The 18,429-nt window shown below is 62.5% G+C and carries 15 protein-coding genes; 13 read left to right on the forward strand and 2 right to left on the reverse strand.

Annotated features, from left to right (window positions below; translation table 11 throughout):
- Positions 1-23: 23 nt before the first annotated feature.
- The 6 genes from recN (at position 24) to can (ending at position 7,926) form a co-directional block, all read left to right on the forward strand.
- Complete coding sequence (gene recN, locus AC07X6_RS00210; RefSeq protein ID WP_230539112.1) at positions 24-1,691, forward strand: DNA repair protein RecN; 1,668 nt, start codon at positions 24-26, stop codon at positions 1,689-1,691.
- A 106-nt stretch (positions 1,692-1,797) separates the two neighbouring features.
- Positions 1,798-2,907 carry a ferrochelatase gene (gene hemH / locus AC07X6_RS00215; RefSeq protein ID WP_494789688.1) on the forward strand — a complete coding sequence of 370 codons (1,110 nt, stop codon included), beginning with the start codon at positions 1,798-1,800 and terminating at the stop codon, positions 2,905-2,907.
- Positions 2,908-3,253: 346 nt separating this feature from the next.
- Positions 3,254-3,790 (forward strand): nucleotide exchange factor GrpE, encoded by a 537-nt coding sequence (gene grpE / locus AC07X6_RS00220; RefSeq protein ID WP_230539110.1) that lies wholly within the window; start codon positions 3,254-3,256, stop codon positions 3,788-3,790.
- Between the two features lie 91 nt (positions 3,791-3,881).
- Positions 3,882-5,825, forward strand: a complete 1,944-nt coding sequence (gene dnaK, locus AC07X6_RS00225) for a molecular chaperone DnaK (RefSeq protein WP_070290878.1) — start codon at positions 3,882-3,884, stop codon at positions 5,823-5,825.
- Positions 5,826-5,985: 160 nt separating this feature from the next.
- Positions 5,986-7,119, forward strand: a complete 1,134-nt coding sequence (gene dnaJ / locus AC07X6_RS00230) for a molecular chaperone DnaJ (protein WP_086147258.1) — start codon at positions 5,986-5,988, stop codon at positions 7,117-7,119.
- Between the two features lie 135 nt (positions 7,120-7,254).
- Positions 7,255-7,926 carry a carbonate dehydratase gene (gene can, locus AC07X6_RS00235; protein ID WP_131685712.1) on the forward strand — a complete coding sequence of 224 codons (672 nt, stop codon included), beginning with the start codon at positions 7,255-7,257 and terminating at the stop codon, positions 7,924-7,926.
- 18 nt (positions 7,927-7,944) lie between these two features.
- Here can and AC07X6_RS00240 read toward each other — a convergent pair whose 3' ends face one another.
- Positions 7,945-8,439 carry a tetratricopeptide repeat protein gene (locus tag AC07X6_RS00240; protein WP_494789689.1) on the reverse strand — a complete coding sequence of 165 codons (495 nt, stop codon included), beginning with the start codon at positions 8,437-8,439 and terminating at the stop codon, positions 7,945-7,947.
- A 211-nt stretch (positions 8,440-8,650) separates the two neighbouring features.
- Here AC07X6_RS00240 and AC07X6_RS00245 point away from each other — a divergent pair, with 211 nt between their 5' ends.
- The 4 genes from AC07X6_RS00245 to AC07X6_RS00260 are packed head-to-tail and all read left to right on the forward strand — an operon-like array spanning position 8,651 to position 12,299.
- Complete coding sequence (locus AC07X6_RS00245; protein ID WP_474293095.1) at positions 8,651-9,535, forward strand: TauD/TfdA dioxygenase family protein; 885 nt, start codon at positions 8,651-8,653, stop codon at positions 9,533-9,535.
- A 34-nt stretch (positions 9,536-9,569) separates the two neighbouring features.
- Positions 9,570-10,583: an ABC transporter substrate-binding protein gene (locus AC07X6_RS00250; RefSeq protein ID WP_494789690.1), complete on the forward strand. Its 1,014-nt coding sequence runs from the start codon at positions 9,570-9,572 to the stop codon at positions 10,581-10,583.
- A 1-nt stretch (position 10,584) separates the two neighbouring features.
- The gene (locus AC07X6_RS00255; RefSeq protein ID WP_494789691.1) at positions 10,585-11,430 is read left to right on the forward strand and encodes an ABC transporter ATP-binding protein; all 846 of its coding nucleotides are present in this window, start codon (positions 10,585-10,587) and stop codon (positions 11,428-11,430) included.
- Complete coding sequence (locus AC07X6_RS00260; RefSeq protein ID WP_494789692.1) at positions 11,427-12,299, forward strand: ABC transporter permease; 873 nt, start codon at positions 11,427-11,429, stop codon at positions 12,297-12,299. Before AC07X6_RS00255 ends, AC07X6_RS00260 begins: the two co-directional genes overlap by 4 nt.
- A 14-nt stretch (positions 12,300-12,313) precedes the next feature.
- Here the strand turns inward: AC07X6_RS00260 and AC07X6_RS00265 are convergent, their stop codons facing one another.
- Complete coding sequence (locus AC07X6_RS00265) at positions 12,314-13,207, reverse strand: HTH-type transcriptional regulator ArgP (RefSeq protein WP_474293089.1); 894 nt, start codon at positions 13,205-13,207, stop codon at positions 12,314-12,316.
- 138 nt (positions 13,208-13,345) lie between these two features.
- Between AC07X6_RS00265 and AC07X6_RS00270 the strand changes: the two genes are divergently transcribed.
- From AC07X6_RS00270 to AC07X6_RS00280, 3 genes are all read left to right on the forward strand, one after another.
- Complete coding sequence (locus tag AC07X6_RS00270) at positions 13,346-15,775, forward strand: penicillin-binding protein 1A (RefSeq protein ID WP_494789693.1); 2,430 nt, start codon at positions 13,346-13,348, stop codon at positions 15,773-15,775.
- A gap of 4 nt (positions 15,776-15,779) precedes the next feature.
- Entirely contained in the window at positions 15,780-16,403 is a 624-nt protein-coding gene (locus AC07X6_RS00275) for a trimeric intracellular cation channel family protein (protein WP_035822575.1), read from the forward strand.
- A gap of 96 nt (positions 16,404-16,499) precedes the next feature.
- The gene (locus AC07X6_RS00280; protein ID WP_494789694.1) at positions 16,500-18,386 is read left to right on the forward strand and encodes a beta-propeller domain-containing protein; all 1,887 of its coding nucleotides are present in this window, start codon (positions 16,500-16,502) and stop codon (positions 18,384-18,386) included.
- The last annotated feature ends 43 nt before the right edge of the window (positions 18,387-18,429 follow it).

Consider the following 18,429-nt stretch of genomic DNA (forward strand, 5'->3'; position numbering starts at 1 on the left):
TGCGCCGCCTAACCACAGAAGCCATGCTCCATACACTGTCCATTCGCGATTTTGTCATTGTCGATACCATTGAACTGGAATTTTCCGCCGGCTTCAGCGTGCTGACGGGCGAGACGGGCGCCGGCAAGTCCATCCTCATCGATGCGCTGACCCTGGCGCTGGGCGGGCGCGGCGACGCCAGCGTGGTGCGCGAAGGCGCGGCCAAGGCCGACATCACGGCCGATTTTTCCGTCAGCGAGGTGGCGCAGGCCTGGCTGGTGGCCAATGAATTCGCCAACGACGATGGCGGCGCCCTGCTGCGCCGCGTGATCGACAATGCGGGCCGCTCGAAAGCGTATATCAACGGCATCCCCGCCACGGCGGCGCAACTGCGCGAACTGGGCGACATGCTGGTCGACATCCACGGCCAGCACGCGCACCAGTCCTTGCTGAAAAGCGAAGCGCAGCGCGCCTTGCTCGACGGCCAGGCGACGGCGCGCGAAGCGGGCGCGGAGCAGGATGCGCGCCAAGTGGCGGCGCTGCACAAGCGCTGGCGCGCACTCGTGCGTCAGCGCGAGGAATTCGAAACGAATGCCGCCAACGTGCTGTATGAACGCGAACGGCTGGAATGGCAAGTGGGAGAACTGGAAAAACTGGCCGCCAAGCCCGGCGAATGGACGGAGATCACGAACGAGCACAGCCGCCTGTCGCACGCGGCCAGCCTGCTGGAAGGGGCGCAGGAAGCCCTGGCGATCATTTCCGAACAGGAAGATCATCCGATCGTGTCGCAACTGTCGGCCCTGAACCAGAAGCTGGGCAAGCTGGTGTCCGTCGATGCGGAATTGCAGCCGATCGTCGACCTGATCGAATCGTCGCGCATCCAGCTGCAGGAATCCGTGTATGCGTTGAACAATTACCTGGACCGGGTGGAACTGGACCCGGAGCGCCTGCACCAGCTCGACGCGCGCATGGAGGCCATGCACAGCACGGCACGCAAATTCCGCGTCACGCCCGAAGAGTTGCCTGAGGAACATTCTAAACTGTCGGAAAAGCTGCAGCACCTGGCCGACGCTTCCGATATCGAAGGTTTGCTGCGCCAGGAAGCGAAGATCGAGGCCGAGTACCGCGGCGTCGCCGAGCGATTGTCCGCCACGCGCCGCGCCGCCGCCCTGGAACTGGGGCAAGCCGTCACGCGCGCCATGCAGGAACTGAGCATGACGGGCGGCAGCTTTGAAATTGCGCTGCACCCGTGCGAACCGGCCGCGCATGGCCTCGAGCAAGTGGAATTCCTCGTCGCCGGCCACGCGGGCACGGCGCCCCGTTCGCTGGCCAAGGTGGCGTCTGGCGGCGAACTGGCGCGCATCGCGCTGGCCATTTCCGTCATCACCTCGCACGCCACCACCACGCCGACCCTGATCTTCGACGAGGTCGACAGCGGCATCGGCGGCGCCGTCGCCGAAGTCGTGGGGCGCTTGCTGAAACGCCTGGGACAAGGGCGGCAAGTGCTGTGCGTGACCCACTTGCCGCAAGTGGCGAGCCAGGCCAATCAGCATTTCCAGGTGGCAAAAAGTACCCTGGACAACGGCAAGACGGCCTCGCGCATCGACATGCTCGACGCCAAGGCCCGCGTGGAAGAAGTGGCGCGCATGCTGGGCGGCCTGGAAATCACGGCCACCACGCGCAAGCATGCGCGCGAATTGCTCGCGATTTGACCTGGGATGTGGCAGGCGTGCTGCCATCGTCTGGCAGTACTCCCGATGTTGACGCAATGTAACTATAATGGGCGGCTAATCCATCCAACGCCTTCGAAGAGCCTTCATGTCATTTCAAACTGAACCGCCGTACACGCATGGCAGCATCGACCGCAGCGCCGTGGTGCTGGTCAACCTGGGCACGCCCGATGCGCCGACCTCGTCGGCCGTGCGGCGCTATCTGAAACAATTCCTGTCGGATCCGCGCGTGGTGGAAATTCCCCGCATCGTCTGGTGGTTCATCCTGAACCTGATCATCTTGCCCTTCCGTTCGGGCCAGTCGGCCAAGAAATATGCGTCGATCTGGACGCGCGACGGCTCGCCCCTGAAGGTGCACACGCAAAAGCAAGCCAAATTGCTGGCCGGCGCCCTGGCCGAGCGGGGCCATGACGGGGTGACGGTGGCCATGGCCATGCGCTACGGTTCGCCTTCCTTGCCCGACGTGCTGGCCAAGCTGAAAAGCGAAGGCTGCGAACGCATCGCCATTTTGCCGGCCTATCCGCAATATTCGGGTACGACGACGGGTTCCATCTACGATGCCGTATTCGCCCATTACGCCACGGTGCGCAATGTGCCGGAATTGCGTTTTATCAAGCAATATCACGAGCACGACACGTATATCGACGCCTTGCGCGATTCCGTGCTGAACCACTGGGAAGCGCATGGCCGTCCGGAAAAACTGGTGATGAGTTTTCATGGCGTGCCCAAGCGCACCTTGCTGCTGGGCGATCCGTATCACTGCCAATGCCTGAAAACGGCGCGATTGCTGGCGGAAAAATTGAAATTAACTAAAGAGCAATATGTGGTGACTTTCCAGTCGCGCTTTGGCAAGGCCGAATGGCTGCAGCCATACACGGCGCCGACCCTGGTGGCGCTGGCGCAACAGGGCGTCAAGCGTGTCGATTTGCTGTGCCCGGGCTTTACCAGCGATTGCCTGGAAACCCTGGAAGAGATCGCCATGGAAGCCAAGCATGATTTCGAAACGGCTGGCGGCCAGCAGTTTCATTACATTGCTTGCCTGAACGAAACGCCGGCCTGGATCGCCGGCATGGCGGAAATTGCCGAGCAACACATGATCGGCTGGCCGACGATGAAGACGGCGCCGCAGCGCGAGGCGGACAAGAAAGCGGGCGAGCAGGCGCGCGCGGCGGCTCTGGCCCTGGGCGCAGCGAATTAGAAGCAAGAGGCATGTTTTTCTGCCATGTAAAGCCGCGCTTGCGCGGCTTTGTCATTTTTCACATCCACCGAGGTTTTCCAAATAGCAACACCGTCAGTGGCAATGGCCTGGTCGGGACTGGTAGAATGCCGGCTTCGCTGGGGATGACGGCTGTATCAGAGGGCGCGCACGGCTCGCGGCCCGAAATGGGAAACGAAATGTAATAAGTTGTAACATTAGCTGACGTAAACCTTGGCGCTCGCGCCGATACCCCTTGAAACAGTAGGATATAGCCCCATCTGCCGGTTAGTGTTGTAAAGATGTATAGCCTAACCCATTTAAGTCATTGATTGTAGGAGCTTTCTAGATGCAAGATCAGGAAAACCAAGCTGTACCTAATCCGCAAGCGGACGCCGCGACGACTGCGCCATCGACTCCCGCAGAGCCTACTTTGGAAGAGCAGCTGGCCAGTACCGAAGCGCGTCTGGCAGAGATGCACGATGCCTTCATGCGTGCCAAGGCCGATGGCGAAAATATCCGCCGCCGCGCGCAGGAAGATGTTGCTAAAGCGCATAAATTCGCAGTGGAAAGCTTTGCCGAAGCCATGGTGCCGGTCAAAGACAGCCTGGAAACGGCGCTGACGGTGGAGGCACCGACCATCGAATCGCTGAAAGAAGGCGTCGAGATGACCCTGAAGCAACTGAACGCCGCGTTCGAGCGCAACCGCCTGGTGGAAGTGTTGCCAGTGCAAGGTGAAAAGCTCGATCCGATGAAACACCAGGCTGTTGCCGTGGTGCCAGCGGAGCAGGAAGCCAATACCATCGTATCAGTCTTGCAAAAGGGCTATATGATTGCGGACCGCCTGCTGCGTCCAGCCATTGTCACGACCGCGCAAGCAAAATAATCAGAGGGCGGCATCAAGCAAGCCTTGAAACCATGCCGCTTTGCCACATATAAGAACCATCTGAAATCTAGCAAATAAAAGGAAAAAAATCATGGGTAGAATTATCGGTATCGATCTGGGAACCACGAATTCCTGCGTTTCCATCATGGAAAACGGTCAACCAAAGGTAATCGAAAACGCTGAAGGCGCACGCACGACGCCGTCGATTATTGCTTATCAAGAAGATGGCGAAATTCTCGTCGGCGCGCCAGCGAAACGCCAGGCCGTGACCAATCCGAAAAACACGCTGTACGCAGTCAAGCGTTTGATCGGTCGCAAGTTCGACGAAAAAGAAGTTCAAAAAGACATCGCGCTGATGCCGTACCAAATCATGAAAGCCGACAACGGCGATGCATGGATCGGCGTACGCGACAAAAAACTGGCGCCGCCGCAAATTTCGGCTGAAGTCCTGCGCAAGATGAAAAAAACGGCAGAAGACTACCTCGGTGAAGAAGTCACCGAAGCCGTCATCACCGTGCCTGCGTACTTCAACGACTCGCAGCGTCAAGCCACCAAGGATGCCGGCCGTATCGCTGGTCTGGACGTCAAGCGCATCATCAACGAGCCAACCGCGGCAGCGCTGGCGTTCGGCCTGGACAAGACCGAAAAAGGCGACCGTAAAATCGCCGTGTATGACTTGGGTGGCGGTACGTTCGACGTGTCGATCATCGAAATCGCAGATGTTGATGGCGAGAAACAATTTGAAGTGCTGTCGACCAACGGCGACACCTTCCTGGGCGGCGAAGACTTCGACCAGCGCGTCATCGATTACATCATCGACGAGTTCAAAAAGATCAACGGCATCGACCTGAAAAAAGATCCGATCGCCCTGCAGCGCATCAAGGCTTCGGCCGAGCGCGCGAAGATCGAGTTGTCGTCGTCGCAACAAACCGAGATCAACGAGCCGTACATCGCCATGGCGAACGGCGCACCGGTCCACTTGAACCTGAAGATGACCCGCGCCAAGCTGGAATCGCTGGTGGAAGAGCTGATCACGGCGACGATGGAACCATGCCGTACCGCCATCAAAGATGCTGGCGTGAAAGTGTCGGACATCGATGACATCATCCTGGTCGGCGGTATGACCCGTATGCCGAAGGTGCAGGAAAAAGTGAAGGAATTCTTCGGCAAGGATCCACGCAAGGACGTGAACCCGGACGAAGCCGTTGCCGTGGGCGCAGCGATTCAAGGTTCGGTCCTGTCGGGCGAACGCAAAGACTTGCTGTTGCTGGACGTCACTCCTCTGTCCCTGGGTATCGAAACCCTGGGCGGCGTGATGACCAAGATGATCCACAAAAACACGACGATTCCGACCAAGTTCAGCCAGGTCTTCTCGACGGCCGACGACAACCAGCCTGCGGTGACCATCAAGGTCTTCCAGGGTGAGCGCGAAATCGCCGCCGGCAACAAGGGTCTGGGCGAATTCAATCTGGAAGGCATCCCGCCAGCATCGCGTGGTACGCCACAGATCGAAGTGACCTTCGACATCGACGCCAACGGCATCTTGCACGTCGGCGCGAAAGACAAGGCCACCGGCAAGGAAAACAAGATCACGATCAAGGCCAATTCCGGCTTGACCGAGGCTGAAATCCAGAAGATGGTCAAAGACGCCGAGTTGAACGCGGAAGAAGACAAAAAGGTCAAAGAATTGGCCGAGTCGCGCAACCAGGCCGATGCTCTGGTACACTCGACCCGGAAATCCTTGACCGAATACGGCGACAAGCTGGATGCGGGCGAGAAAGAGAAGATCGAAGCGGCGATCACCGACCTGGAAGCAAGCATCAAGGCGGGCGACAAGGCTGAGATCGACGCCAAGGTGGAAGCACTGTCGAGCGCATCGCAGAAACTGGGCGAAAAAATGTATGCCGACATGCAAGCGCAGCAAGCTGCCGGCGGCGCGGAAGGTGCACAGCAAGCTGCTGGCGCATCGGACGCAGGTGCCAAGCAAGACGACGTTGTTGACGCTGACTTCAAAGAAGTCAAAGACAGCAAGTAATTGTCTTGCGCCCCCTTCACCGGGGGCAGCCGGGCTGAACGCTACATCGCGGGATTAGCCGCGAAGACCGGCCGAGCCGAGTCGTTGCCCAGTGCAGCACTCGACTCGGCTTTTTCGTGTAATTTTTACATCAGTAGATAGACTGCAAGGTGCCGACAACATGGCAAAGCGTGATTTTTACGAGACACTCGGTGTCGCAAAAAATGCTTCGGAAGAAGAGATCAAAAAGTCTTACCGTAAACTGGCGATGAAATACCATCCGGACCGCAATCCGGATAGCAAGGAATCGGAAGAAAAGTTTAAGGAAGTCAAAGAAGCCTACGAGATGCTGACCAATCCGGAAAAGCGCGATGCGTATGACCGTTACGGTCACGCCGGCGTGGACCCGAACATGGGCGGCGGTGGCGGCTTCGGCGGCGGTGCTGGCGGCTTTGCCGACAGCTTCGGCGATATCTTCGGCGACATCTTTGGCGGTGGCGGTGGACGCAGCCGCAATGCGGGGCCGCAGGTGTACCGTGGCGCCGACTTGCGCTACAACCTGGAAATTACACTGGAGCAAGCTGCTCACGGCTTCGACACGACCATCCGCGTGCCGAGCTGGGACAAGTGCGACACTTGCCACGGCAGCGGCGCCAAGCCGGGTACGTCGCCGACCACTTGCGGTACCTGCGGTGGCCACGGCCAGGTGCGCATGCAGCAAGGTTTCTTCAGCATCCAGCAAACCTGCCCGAAATGCCATGGCAGCGGCAAGGTCATCACCGACCCCTGCACGCCGTGCGGCGGTGCCGGTCGCATCAAGCGCAACAAGACGCTGGAAGTCAAGATTCCAGTCGGTATCGACAACGGCATGCGTATCCGTTCGTCCGGCAACGGCGAACCGGGCACGAATGGGGGCCCGTCGGGCGACCTGTATGTGGAAATCCACATCAAGCCGCACGCCGTGTTCCAGCGCGAAGGCGACGACCTGCATTGCGAAATGCCGATCTCGTTCGCCAAGGCGGCCCTGGGTGGCGAAATCGAAGTGCCGACCCTGAACGGCAAAGTGTCGTTCACGATCCCGGAAGGCACCCAGTCGGGCAAGACCTTCCGCCTGAAAGGCAAGGGCATCAAGGGCGTGCGCTCCGGTTATGCGGGCGATCTGTTCTGCCACGTGGCCATCGAAACACCCGTGAAACTGACGGAAAAACAGAAAGACCTGCTGCGCGACTTTGAAAAGTCGACCACCGAGGGCGGTGCCAAGCACAGTCCCCAAAGCAAGACCTGGAAGGACAAGGTCAAGGATTTTTTTGAGTAAGCACACGTAATACCATGCGCCGGGATGCTGAAACATCCCGGCGTTTTTTTCACTGCGACTGATAAATGTACGCACATCGCCGGCCTATGGGCGCGATCTGCCGTCAATTCAGTCGTATTACACAATGGGAGCGATATGACCGAACAGAAAAATGGCCTGGCCCTGGCGGAACTGCTGCAGCGTAACCGCCGCTGGGCCGACTCGATGGTGGCGAAAGACCCGAACTTCTTCAAGAACCTGGAAGCGCAGACCTCGCCCGAATACCTGTGGATCGGCTGCTCCGACAGCCGCGTGCCCGCCAACGAGCTGCTGGGCATGGCGCCTGGCGACGTGTTCGTACACCGTAATATCGCCAACGTGGTCGTGCATTCCGACCTCAATTGCCTGTCCGTCCTGCAATTTGCCGTGGACGTGCTGAAAGTCAAACATGTCATCATCGTCGGCCATTACGGCTGCAAGGGCGTGCATGCGGCCATGACGGGCACGCGCATCGGCCTGGTCGACAACTGGCTGCGCCACGTCCAGGACGTGGGCCAGAAGCACGAACGCTACCTGGGCGACGTGCTGACGAGCCGCCAGCGCGGCGACCGCCTGTGCGAACTGAATGTGGTCGAGCAAGTCTTGAACGTGTGCCAGACCACCATCGTGCAAGATGCGTGGGAACGGGGCCAGGAACTCAGCGTCCACGGCTGGGTCTATGGCTTGAAGGATGGCTTGCTGAACGACCTGGAAGTGACGGTCACGGCGGGCCACGAGCTGGCGCCGCGCATGGCAACGCGCCTGGCCCGCTACGAAGCGACGGCGTAGGCAACGTCGGCGCAGCGCCTAGGGCGCGGCGCCTTCCAGGCGGCCCAGGTAATCGGCCGCCTCCCGCACGCCCTCCTGCGCCGCCTGGCGCAGCCAGGTTTTTGCCTGGGGAATATCCCGGGGCGTGCCCCGGCCTTCGGCCAGCGCCACGCCATAGTGATAGCGCGCCAGCCGCGCATAGGCGGCGTCATCGTTGGTATGGGCGCCGCGCCGCATCAGCACCGTCGCCTGTTCCAGGTTCTTCGGCACGCCGATGCCCGTTTCATACAGCTGGGCCAGCCAAATCATCGAATACACATCGTTCCAGCGCCGGATGCAATCTTCAAAGATGGCCACGGCGGCCGCATGGTCGCCCGTCTTGTCGGCCGCATAGCCGTATAAACACTTGATGCGCTTGTCGCTGTGCACATAGGCTTTGTAGCTGAGATCGCCTTCATCCTGGCTATCCTGGCTATCCTGGGCATGGGAGGGCGCAGCGAGCAACAGAGCAAGCAAGAGGGCGAGAGTGGGCATGGCATTCCTGTCTATGCGTTGAAAATTGGTAGATAAGCAAGTTTCGTGCTAGCGCCATTCCCGGGCGAAGCCGTTACTGCTGTGCCATTGCGTGACAGTGCCTGTTGCAGCGTGGCGCAACGCGCCGCGCATATCCATATAGTAAATGCTTCGTTTGCAGGATGGACGCGCAGGCATACAGTGGACTTCCCCAGACTCTAGTCGAGTTCCCATGTCGGCCGTCCTGAAATCCGCGTTTTCTTCCAGCCAGTTCCGTATCGAAACGTTCGACGCGCCGCTGGGCGCGCAAGTGCTGGGGCTGGACCTGGCGCAGCCGCTGTCGCTGGGCGACTTCCAGCGCCTGCACCATGCCCACCTCGACCATCACGTGCTGGTGTTCCGCGACCAGCGCATCACGCCGCAGCAGCAAGTCGATTTCAGCCGCCGCTTCGGCCCCCTGCAAATCCACGTGCTGCGCCAGTTCCAGCTGCCCACGCAGCCGGAGGTGCTGATCATCTCGAACATCGTCGAAGATGGTCAGCCCATCGGCCTGGGTGACGCGGGCCATTTCTGGCATTCCGACCTGTCGTACAAGGAAGTGCCCAGCCTGGGCTCCATGCTGCACGCGCAGGAATTGCCGGACGAGGGCGGCGATACCGTATTTGCCAACATGCACCTGGCGTGGGAAAGCTTGCCGGCCGCGCTGCGCCATGCCGTGCGCGGCGCCCGCGCCGAACACAGCTACCTGAGCCAGTATGAGGAGTTGCGCCGCCGCAACCCCTGGCGGCCCGCGCTGACGCAGGCGCAGATCGATGAAGTCACACCCGTGACGCACCCCGTGGTGCGCGTGCATCCGGAAACGGGACGGCGCGCCCTGTTCGTCAGCGAACATTTCACCACGCGCATCGTCGGCTTGCCTGACGATGAAAGCCGCGCCCTGCTCGACGAACTGTTTGCGCACAGCGTACGCCCGGAACACCTGTACGTGCACCGCTGGCAGCCGCATGACCTGGTGTTCTGGGACAACCGTTCCCTGATGCACCTGGCGACGGGGTGCCCGCCCGAGCAGCGCCGCAAACTCTACCGTACAACCATCGAAGGCGATGCGCCGTACTGATTTTTTGACTGTTGATCTGACCCAAGGAGTGTCCATGTTGCCGATCTTGACCTTTTCCCGCCGCCTGCTCGCCACCATTGTCGTGCTGTGCATGGCCATGCCCATGGCCCGGGCCGAAGGCCAGATCCGCATCGCGGGCCAGCATGGCATCACCTTCTTGCTGCTCAATATTGCGCAGGAACAAAAACTGATCGAAAAGCATGGCAAGCAGCAGGGCGTCGATGTCAAAGTCGAGTGGATCACCCTGTCCGGCGGCCCCGCCATCAATGACGCTTTGTTGTCGGGCAATATCGATATCGCGGGGGCGGGCCTGGGGCCGCTGCTGACCATCTGGGACCGCACCAAAGGCCGGCAGAACGTGCGCGGCGTGGCCTCGCTCGGTAATTTTCCCTACTACTTGATCAGCAACAATCCCAAGGTGAAAACCCTGGCCGACTTGACGGACAAGGATCGCATCGCCTTGCCTGCCGTCTCTGTTTCCGTCCAGGCGAGGATATTGCAGATGGCCGTGGCGAAACAGTGGGGCGACAAGGAATTCGCGCGGCTCGACAAGATCACGCAAACCTTGCCGCACCCCGATGCGGCGGCGGCCATCATCGCCGGCGGCACGGAGTTGACAGGTCACTTCGGCAATTCGCCGTTCCAGGAGCAGGAACTGGCGCAAAACCCGAACACCCGCATCATCCTGAACTCGTACGACGTGCAGGGCGGGCCCAGCTCATCGACCCTGCTGTATGCGACGGAAAAGTACCGCAAGGACAATCCGAAGACGTACCGCGCCTTCATCGCCGCCCTGGCGGAAGCGGCGCAGTACGCGAGCAGCAATCCGCAGGGCGCGGCCGACATCTACATCAAGGTGAACAAGAGCAAGGTTGACCGCAATCTGCTGCTGAAAATCTTTGCAAATCCTCAAGTGCAATTCAAGATCGCGCCGCAAAATACCTATGGCCTGGCACAATTCCTGCACCGCGTGAACGCCATCCGCAATCTGCCCGACAACTGGCGCGACTACTTCTTTGACGACCCTGCCATCACGCAAGGAGGCTGACATGAATGCACCCGCTTTTCACCTGGTACGTCCGCCAGTCGCCTTACAGCCTTTGCTCAGCGTCAAGCATGTCAGCCTGGAATACCGCACGGAGCAGCGCACCGTGCGCGCCACGCACGACGTCAGTTTCGACGTGTTCCGCGGCGACCGTTTCGTGCTGCTGGGGCCGTCGGGCTGCGGCAAGTCGTCCATGCTGAAAGCCGTGGCCGGCTTCATCGCGCCGCGCGCGGGCAGCATCGCCATGCAGGGCCAGCCCATTCACAAACCGGGGCCGGACCGTGTCGTCGTGTTCCAGGAATTCGACCAGTTGCCGCCATGGAAGACCGTGCTGGAAAACGTCATGTTCCCCTTGCTGGCCAGCAAGAGGCTGGACAGGAACGCGGCCCGCGAGCGCGCCCATCACTGGATCGCCAAGGTGGGCCTGGCGGGCTTTGAAGACGCTCATCCGCATACCTTGTCGGGCGGCATGAAGCAGCGCGTGGCCATCGCCCGCGCCCTGGCCATGCAGCCGGAAGTGCTGCTGATGGACGAGCCGTTTGCTGCCCTCGACGCCTTGACGCGGCGCAAGATGCAGGAAGAGCTGAGCCGCCTGTGGGAGGAGCTGCGCTTTACGCTTGTCTTCGTCACGCATTCGATCGAGGAAGCCCTGGTGGTGGGCAACCGCATTCTGCTGCTGTCGCCCCATCCGGGCCGCGTGCGCGCCGAACTCAACAGCCATCAATTTGGCTTGCACAGCGCGGGCAGCGCGGAATTCCAGGCGGCCAGCAGCCGCATCCATGGCTTGCTGTTCGATGAGGAGGTTGATCCTGCTCAACAAGCGGATACGGCGCAGCGGGAGGCCGGATGAGCGCGCTGCTGGAACCACCGATTCGCCAGGAGGTCGTGTATGCGGCGCCGCCGCCGGCCGGTGTCACCGTCGAGCTGCCGCTGTCGCGCTGGCAGCGCTGGAGCCAGCACGCGCTGTGGCGCAAGGCCTTGATTTTGCTCAGCCTGGCCCTGCTGTGGGAAGGCGCGGCGCGCTGGACGCACAACGATTTATTATTGCCCGGTTTTCTGCAGACGGCGCAGGCGTTTATCGGTGGCATCGCCAGCGGTGAATTGCTCACGCGCACGGCCGCGTCCCTCGTCGTCTTGCTGCAAGGCTATGCGGCGGGCGTGCTGGCCGCCTTCGTGCTGACCTTGCTGGCCGTGTCGAGCCGCATCGGGCGCGACGTGCTGGAAACCCTGACGGCTATGTTGAATCCCTTGCCGGCCATCGCCCTGCTGCCGCTGGCCCTGCTGTGGTTTGGCCTGGGACGTGCGAGTTTGATCTTTGTCATCGTCCATTCCGTGATGTGGCCGCTGGCCCTGAACACGTATGCGGGTTTCCAGGGCGTGCCCGAGACCCTGCGCATGGCGGGCCGCAATTATGGCTTGAGCGGCTTGCGCCTGGTGCTGCACATCCTCGTGCCGGGCGCCTTGCCGTCCATCGTCTCGGGTTTGAAGATAGGCTGGGCATTCGCCTGGCGTACCCTGATCGCGGCCGAGCTGGTATTTGGCACCACGTCGGGGCAGGGTGGCCTGGGCTGGTATATCTTCCAGAACCGTAACGAGCTGTACACGGACAAGGTGTTTGCCGGCCTGGCGGCCGTCATCGTCATCGGTTTAATCGTGGAAAACATCGGCTTTCGCACCCTGGAGCGCGTGACCCTGAAACGCTGGGGCATGCAGCGGTAGTTATCTCACCATACTTATTTCAGGATCTTGCGCGCCGCCGCGATGATTTGCCGCGACAGCTGCTCCATGCGCGGCGACTGCACCTTCCACGTGTGCCAGTACAGGGCCACGTCGGCCGGCGTCTTGGGGGTGAGCATTTCCACCAGCTCGCCATCCGTGTTCGCCTTCAGCAGCAATTCCGGCACCATGCCGTAGCCGAGGCCGTAGCGGATGGCGTTGAAGTGCGAGGTGGCGCCCGGCACGTAATGGCAGGGGTAGGCCCCTTCGGGCAGCCCCAGCGCCTCTTGCAGGAACGATGACTGCAGGGTGTCCTTGCGCGTGTAGGCGACGACGGGCGCCGTGCGCGCCGCCTTGCGCGTCAGGCCGTGCGCGAACCACTGCTGGCGGAACGCGGGCGTGGCCACCAGCCAGTAGCGCATCACGCCCAGCGGCTCGGCCGTGCAGCCGCGCATGGGTTTGGCTTCCGTGCTGATGCAGCCGATCGCCATGCCCGTCTCCAGCAAGGTGTACGTGTGGTCCTGGTCTTCCACGGTCAGGTCGAGCAGCACGCGCTCGCGTATCAGCACCTCGGACAGGGCGGGGAAGAACCACGTGCCCATCGAATCCGCATTCAGCGCCAGCACCAGCGTCAGCGGGGCATCCTGCTGCACCGCCAGTTCCGCCTGCAAGTCCGCTTCCAGCAGCTTGGCGCGCTTCAGGTACTGCATCAGGCGCTGGCCCATGCGCGTGGCGCGCGCGGGACGGCTGCGCACGATCAAGGCATTACCGAGCTGGCTTTCCAGCGCCCGCACCCGCTGCGAAATGGCGGGGGAGGTCAGGTGCAGCCGCAGCGCCGCCTGTTCGAAACTGCCCGTTTCGACGACGGCGCGGAACGCTTCCGTGTGCTTGGGATTGAGATCCATGACCACTGCCTAACATAAGAAAAATTTATCAATACTAAATAATACTTACTTTTCATAAGGATGGGTGTGTTGCAGTGCACAATACCTCTTTGATGGAGTGCCACGCGCCAGCGCGCGGCCTCCTGGCAGCAAGGGAATACCACGATGGAAGCACAAGCGAACGACCACACCCCCCGCAAGCCGCAATCCAAGCTGGCGCGCAATCTGAAATTCGGCCTGGGACTGACCCTGGGCCTGGGCATGGCCGCCGCGCTGGCGGGCGGCTGGTGGCTGCGCCAGGCGTGGCAAGACTTGCCGCCCGTCGAGCACCTGGCCCAGTACAAGCCCGCGCTGCCGCTGCGCATTTTTTCCAGCGAAGGCGAGCTGCTGGCCGAGTACGGCGAAGAGCGCCGCGAGTTCCTGCCCCTGAAGGAGATCCCGCTGCGCATGCGCCAGGCCTTGCTGGCCATCGAGGATGCCCGCTTCTACGAGCATGGCGCCGTCGACTTTTATGGCTTGACGCGAGCCACCCTGGCCAACGTCGTCACGGGCCGCCATGCGCAGGGCGCCAGCACCATCACCATGCAGGTGGCGCGCGACTTTTTCCTGTCGCGCGAAAAGACCGTGCAGCGCAAGCTGACGGAGATGCTGCTCGCCTACAAGCTGGAACAGCACTACGGCAAGGACAAGCTGCTGGAACTGTACATGAACCAGATTTACCTGGGCGAGCGTTCCTACGGCTTTTCCGCCGCCTCGAACATTTACTTTGACAAGCCGCTGGCGGAAGTGAGCATCGCCGAAGCGGCCATGCTGGCCGGCCTGCCGAAGGCGCCGTCGGCCTACAACCCCGTCGCCAATCCGCAGCGCGCCACCGTGCGCCAGCACTACATCCTGCAGCGCATGCGCGAACTCGGTTACATCACGCCGGCCGAATACGACGCCGCCGTGGCGGAAAAACTGGCCCTGAACAAGGACCGCAACAGCTCCGTGCACGCGGCCGCGTATGCGGTCGAGGAAGCGCGCCAGCTGATATTGCAAAGCTACCCGGAAGGTGCCTACAGCATGGGCCTGGACGTGACGACCACCATCCGCATGGCGCCGCAGCGGGCGGCCGACAAGTCGCTGCGCGATGGGCTATTGAGCGCGCAGGCGCGGCGCGGCTATCGCGGCCCGGAAGCGCGCCTGGCCGCCTCCGCAGACAGCGTGGCGCGCCAGCTGGCCGCCTACCCGGACAGCGGAGAAGTGCGCGCCGCGCTGGTGCGCAAGGTGGAGAGCGGCGGCAAGCGCCAGCTGACGGCGCAGCTGCGCAATGGCGACGAGATCACCTTGACGGCGTCGGATGCGCGCCTGGGCGGCAAGCTGCAGTGGGATGGCAAGCGCGCCATCGTCGAGGGCAGCGTGATCCGCGTGGTGCACGACGCGGCGAAAAACCGCTGGCTCGTGAGCCAGCTGCCCGAGATGGAAGGCGCGCTCATTTCCGTCGAGGCGCACAGCGGCGAAATCGTCGCCATGGCGGGCGGCTTCGATTTCTACCGCAACCACTACAACCACGCCATGCAAGCCTACCGCCAGCCCGGTTCCAGCTTCAAGCCCTTCGTGTATTCGGCGGCGCTGGAAAAGGGATATTTCCCCGGCACGGCCGTGGACGACACGCAGCGTTTGCTGCTGCCGCAGGAAACGGGCGCGCAGCCGTGGCGTCCGCGCAATTACGGCAACAACTATGAAGGCTTCATCAGCGTGCGGCGCGGCCTCGTGCGCTCGAAAAACCTGGTGGCCGTCAGCCTGATGCAGGCGGCCGGCCCCGGCTACGTGCAGCACTACGCCACGCGCTTCGGCTTCGAGGGCGCGCGCAATCCCGTCTCGCTGCCGCTGGCGCTGGGCGCGGGCGCCGTCACGCCGCTGCAGCTGGCGCAATCGTATGCCGTGTTCGCCAACGGCGGCATGCAGATGCCGCCCAAATTGATCAAGGAAGTGCGCAGCCGCAGCGGAGAAGTGCTGTTTTCCGACGCGGCGCCACGCGCCAAGGGCGCGCCGGCAGCGGGCACGCAGGTCATCTCCACGCGCAATGCCTACGTCATGGACAGCATGCTGCGCGACGTCGTCAAGAGCGGCACGGGACGCGGCGCGCTGGCGCTGGGGCGCGGCGACGCGGCAGGCAAGACGGGCACGTCGAACAATGCGTACGACGCCTGGTTCGCCGGCTATTCCTCGGGCCTGGTGTCCGTCGTCTGGCTAGGCTACGACCAGCCGAAAAGCCTGGGCAATGCCACCGGCGGCACCCTGGCGCTGCCCGTCTGGCGCGACTACATGCAGGTGGCCGTGCAGGGCCGCCGCGAGCAGGTGCTGGCCGAACCGCCAGGCCTGGCCCTGCTCGACGGCGACTATGTGTATGCCGAATACCTGGCCGGCGACTGCCTGAAGGATAACTTCGCCTTTATCCACAGCAGCGTCGGCTGCGGCAGCGCCGGTGCCGATACGCGCATGGCCCACGGTGAAGCGGGCGATGGCGGCTCCAGCACGGGCACGAGCGAGGCGCGCACCCTGAGCGAAGCGCGCGAACGCGAACAAATTCTCAAATCATTTTCGGAAGAGTAAGACCATGCTGCTATATACGATTTACCTGGTGGCGATTGTCGCCGAAGCGATGTCCGGCGCCATCATGGGCATGCGGCGCGGCATGGATTTGTTCGGCATTTGCATGATCGGCACCGTCACGGCGCTGGGCGGCGGCACCGTGCGCGACGTGCTGCTGGGGCACTATCCGCTGGGCTGGATCGCGCATCCCGAATACCTGCTGTTTACCATCGGCGCGGCCATTGTGACGGCCTTTGTCGCACGCTACCTGCACCATCTGCGCGCCATCTTTTTGCTGGTCGACGGCCTGGGCCTGGTGGCGTTTTGCGTGATTGGCTGCGACATCGCCATGTCGGCCAAGATGCATCCAGCCATCGTCGTGCTGGCGGGGATGATCACGGGCGTCTTCGGCGGCCTGCTGCGCGATATCCTGTGCAACCAGATTCCCCTCGTGCTGCAGCGTGAAGTGTATGCCACCGTGGCCCTGTTCACGGGCGCCCTGTACGTTGGCCTGCTGCACTTCAAGGTCGACAGCTCGGTGGCGCAGCTGGCGTCCATCGGCGCGGGCTTTTTGTTCCGTTTCCTGGCTTTGCATTTCGAGTGGCGGCTGCCGAATTTCAATGGCGACCGCATACGCGGGTTTGAGTAAGACGGCAGCTTCTTGCATATTTTTACGCAAATTTAACCCCTTTTTCTGCGCCGCTGCGTTTCATGTTGCACACCCCAGCCAACCGGAGAAGAAGCGATGTCCAGCGCCCTCAAGATCACATTGATACTGTCCCTGCTGCTGTCGGCAGGCAGCCACGCCGCCGGTACGGCGCCGCGCAAGACCCTGGCGCCGTTCGCCAGCGAGCAAGCCTTGAGCGCCTACCTGCAGCAGCTGCAGGCGCGCCAGGCGGCGCTGCAAAGGGAGCAGCAGAAACTGCAGCGCGCCACGGCGCAGTACATGTCGGCGCCACCGGCCCCTCCCGCGCCGATGGCGGCGAAAGCGGCGCCGGCGGCATCGGCAGAGGCGGCCGAATCCGTCACCAATGTGCAGACGGCGGGCGTGGACGAAGGCGGCATCGTCAAGCTGCACGGCAGGCACCTGGTGATGCTCCGGCGCGGCAAGCTGTTTACCGTGCAGGTGGGCGGCAATGCTTTGCAGCCAGTCGCCTCGCTCGACGCGTTCGCGCCCGGCAGCGACCCGTCGGGCAGCTGGTATGACGAGATGCTGATCGATGGCGACACGGTGGTGGTGATCGGCTACAGCTACAGCCGGGGCGGCACGGAAATCGGCCTGTTCGACATCGACGCGGACGGCAAGCTGGCCTACCGCTCGACTTACCATTTGCGCTCCAACGATTATTACTCGTCGCGCAATTACGCCAGCCGCCTGATCGGCAGCAAACTGGTGTTCTATTCGCCCCTGTCGCTGAACTTGCGCCGGGGCGACCCGTTCGGCGGCTTCCCCGCGCTGCGCCGCTGGCGCCCCGACGCCGTGCCGTCCGATTTCAAGCGCATCGCCCCTGCCACGCGCATCTACCGCACCGATGACGAGCCCGAACCAGGCTTTGGTCTGACCCTGCATACGGTCACCGTGTGCGACCTGGCACAGCGCGACATGCGTTGCGAAGCGACCGCCGTGATGGGGCCGCAGGGGCGCGTGTTTTACGTGTCGGGCGAATCCGTCTTCGTGTGGACCACGCGCCGCGGCAGCGACTCGGGCGTGTTCCGCATTCCCCTCGATGGCTCGGCGCCCAGCGCCCTGAAGGTGGCGGGCGCGCCCGTCGACCAGTTCTCGTTCCTGGAAAGCGCTGATGGCCACTTGAACGTCCTGCTGCGCGCCGAGGGCCAGGGCGACGCCATGTGGGATGGCGCGCGGGGGCGGGGCGACATGGCCCTGCTGCGCGTGCCATTGGCGTCGTTTTCCGATGGCCGCGACAGTGCGCCCGCCGGCAGCTACAAGCCGCTGCCCGGTGGTGGCGGCTACGGCCTGCAGAACCGTTATGTTGGGCCGTATCTGTTGTACGGCAATCCGGGCAATGTGGGACGCCGCAAGGCCGACCAGGCCTGGCCGCGCCAGCCCCTGTACGCCGTGCGCTGGGCCGACGCGGGCGGCGTGCAAGCCTTGTCCCTGCCGCACGGCGTGGAGCGCATCGAGGCGCTGGGCAATGATGCGGTGGTGATTGGCGCACAGGGTAGGGATTTGCACTTCAGCACCATCGGCCTGGGGGCGCAGGCGGCGGTCGCCACGCGCTACATCCGCGCCGACGCGGCGCAGGGCGAGTCGCGCAGCCACGGCTTTTTCTACAAGCCGCAAGCTCAAAATGAGGGCCTGATCGGCTTGCCCATCCTGGGCGCGGACGAGCGGCCTGGCCTCAACAAGTCAGCCGCCTCCGTCCTGTATCTGCGCAACAGCGGTTTGACATTGACGGAACTGGGCGCGCTTGCCGCGCGGCCGGGCCAGGCGCCGGACGACGGCTGCCGCGCATCGTGCGTGGACTGGTATGGCAATGCGCGGCCCCTGTTCCTGCAGGGCCGGGTCTTCGCCTTGCTCGGTTATGAACTGGTGGAAGGGGTGCTCAGGGATGGACAGATCCGCGAAGTGCGCCGCATCAGCTATGCGCCCATCGCGCCCACTGTACGCTGACGGCGTCGGGAAATTGCCGCTGCCGCGTAGTTCGGCTACACTG

This window comes from Janthinobacterium sp. GW460-12-1-14-LB5, from assembly GCF_059423585.1.